The 2662-nt window shown below is 65.1% G+C and carries 2 rRNA genes (1 of these 2 cut by a window edge); both read right to left on the reverse strand.

The features are described from left to right. Positions 1-23: 23 nt before the first annotated feature. Positions 24-139, reverse strand: a 5S ribosomal RNA gene (gene rrf / locus DXB98_RS09915). A gap of 145 nt (positions 140-284) precedes the next feature. Next, positions 285-2662, reverse strand: a 23S ribosomal RNA gene (locus tag DXB98_RS09920); its annotated part runs 463 nt beyond the window's last position; the annotation flags it as partial.

Genomic DNA, 2662 nt, shown 5'->3' on the forward strand with positions numbered 1-2662 from the left:
CTGACGGCTCGGTGCCGTCCACCGGTCAGCGGCGCCCTGGCCTCCCACGGGCTGGCCCCGCAGTACTCTCGGCGCGATGGGGCTTAGCTTCCGGGTTCGGAACGGGACCGGGCGTGCCCCCCATGCTCTGGCCGCTGACCGGTGGGCGGCGCCCACCGTTCACGGTGTCCTGGGTCGTCTGGCGTGCCCTGAGGGCCGCATGGCGCATAGGAGGAGTCGACTCGGGGGCATCCTCGTGCCCGGACCGCGCATGAGCGCTCAGTCCCGCGGGCCGCGAGGTGCGGTTCCGGAAGAGCTCGGGCGATTAGTGCGGCTCGGCTGAGGGCGTCGCCGCCCTTGCACCTGCCGTCTATCGACCAGGTAGTCTACCTGGGCCCTTACCGGAAGGAGAACTAATCCCTGGAACGGCTTCCCGCTTAGATGCCTTCAGCGGTTATCCGCGCCGCACGCGGCTACCCGGCCGTGCCGTTGGTCGACAACCGGTTCACCGGAGGTGCGTCCACCCCGGTCCTCTCGTACTGGGGGCAGCCTCCATCGATTCTCCTGCGCCCACGGAGGATAGGGACCGAACTGTCTCACGACGTTCTGAACCCAGCTCGCGTACCGCTTTAAACGGCGAACAGCCGTACCCTTGGGACCTGCTCCAGCCCCAGGATGCGATGAGCCGACATCGAGGTGCCAAACCTTGCCGTCGATGTGGACTCTTGGGCAAGATCAGCCTGTTATCCCCGGAGTACCTTTTATCCGTTGAGCGACGGCCCACCCACTCGGGGCCGCCGGATCACTAGAGCCTGCTTTCGCACCTGCTCGGCTCGTGGGCCTCGCAGTCAAGCCCGCTTGTACTCTTGCATTCAAAAGGACGGTTGCCGACCGTCCCGAGCGGACCTTCGCGCGCCTCCGTTACCCTTTAGGAGGCGACCGCCCCAGTCAAACTGCCCGCCTGGCACGGTCCCCGAGCCGGGTGACGGCCTCGGGTTAGGACGCCGGTCGCGCGAGGGCAGTATTCCAAGGGCGGCTCCCCGGGGGCTGGCGCCTCCGGATCGATGCCTCCTGCCTATCCTCTACACGCGGGACCAGCGGCCAATGCCAAGCTGCAGTGAAGGTTCACGGGGTCTTTCCGTCCTTCCGCGGGTAAGTCGCATCTTCACGACCAGTGCAATTTCACCGGGTCCATGGTCGAGACAGCGCCCAAGTCGTTGCGCCTTTCGTGCAGGTCGGAACTTACCCGACAAGGAATTTCGCTACCTTAGGACCGTTATAGTTACGGCCGCCGTTTACCGGGGCTTGGCTTCGGGGCTTCGCGCGGTGCGCTAACTCCTCCGCGTGACCTTCCGGCACCGGGCAGGCGTCAGACCCTATACGTCGCCTTGCGGCTTCTGCAGAGTCCTGTGTTTTTGGTAAACAGTCGCTTGGGCCTCTCCACTGCGGCCCGCCTCCGCTCCCCGGGCAAGCCGGTTCACGTACGCGCGGGCACCCCTTCTCCCGAAGTTACGGGGCCATTGTGCCGAGTTCCTTGACCATGGTTGACCCGATCGCCTCGGTATGTTCTACCCACCCACCTGTGTCGGTTTGCGGTACGGGCGCGCACGCGCCTGCCTAGGGGTTTTTCTAGGGACCTCGGGCTCACTCGCTTCGCTTAAGTGCTTCGTCCGGAGCCTCGCCCTCGTGCGGACCGGATTTCCCTGGTCCGCGGGCCGCGCTCCATCACGGGGACGTCCAGAACCCCGCCGAGCCACCCCCATCCGTCGCCCCGTCGGTCGTAGCGCCGCGTGCGCGGTGCAGGAATGTCTGCCTGCTGCGCGTCGGCTACGCCTGCCGGCCTCGCCTTAGCCCCCGACTGACCCTGGGAGGATTAGCCTTGCCCAGGAAACCTCGGGTTCACGGCGGACGAGTTACTCTCTCGTCTCTCGCTACTCATGCCAGCATTCTCACTCCCATGCGCTCCACCGCCGGTCGCCCGGCGGCTTCCCCGCCCATGGGAAGCTCCCCTACCGATTCTAATGAATTAAAATCCCGCCGCTTCGGTGTCCAGCTTAGCCCCGTGTATTGTCGGCGCATGTCCACTCGACCAGTGAGCTGTTACGCACTCTTTGAATGAATGGCTGCTTCTAAGCCAACATCCTGGTTGTCTGGGCGGACGCACATCCTTTGCCACTCGGCTGGAACTTGGGGACCTTAGCGGGCGGTCCGGGCTGTTTCCCTCTCGAGCACACAGCTTAGCCCACATGCTCTGACTGCCGCGCTCTGGGCCGCCGGCATTCGGAGTTCGGTTGGATTCGGTAGGCGGCGAAGCCCCCTCGTCCATCCGGTGCTCTACCTCCGGCGGTGAACGCGCGACGCTAGCCCTAAAGCTATTTCGGGGAGAACGAGATATCTCCGGGTTTGATTGGCCTTTCACCCCTATCCGCAGGTCATCGCCGCCGTTTTCAACCGACGTGCGTTCGGCCCTCCACGGGGTCTTACCCCCGCTTCAGCCTGCCCACGGATAGCTCACCCGGCTTCGCGTCCGCGGCGCGGGACTCAAGTCGCCCTGTTAAGGCTCGCTTTCGCTACGGCTCCCTTCCGGTTAACCTCGCCCCGCGCCAGCGACTCGCTGGCTCATTCTACAAAAGGCACGCCGTCACACCCCGAAGGGTGCTCCGACTGCTCGTGGGCGCACGGT

It is taken from the genome of Collinsella sp. OM07-12 (genome assembly GCF_003438275.1).
Lineage (GTDB): Bacteria > Actinomycetota > Coriobacteriia > Coriobacteriales > Coriobacteriaceae > Collinsella.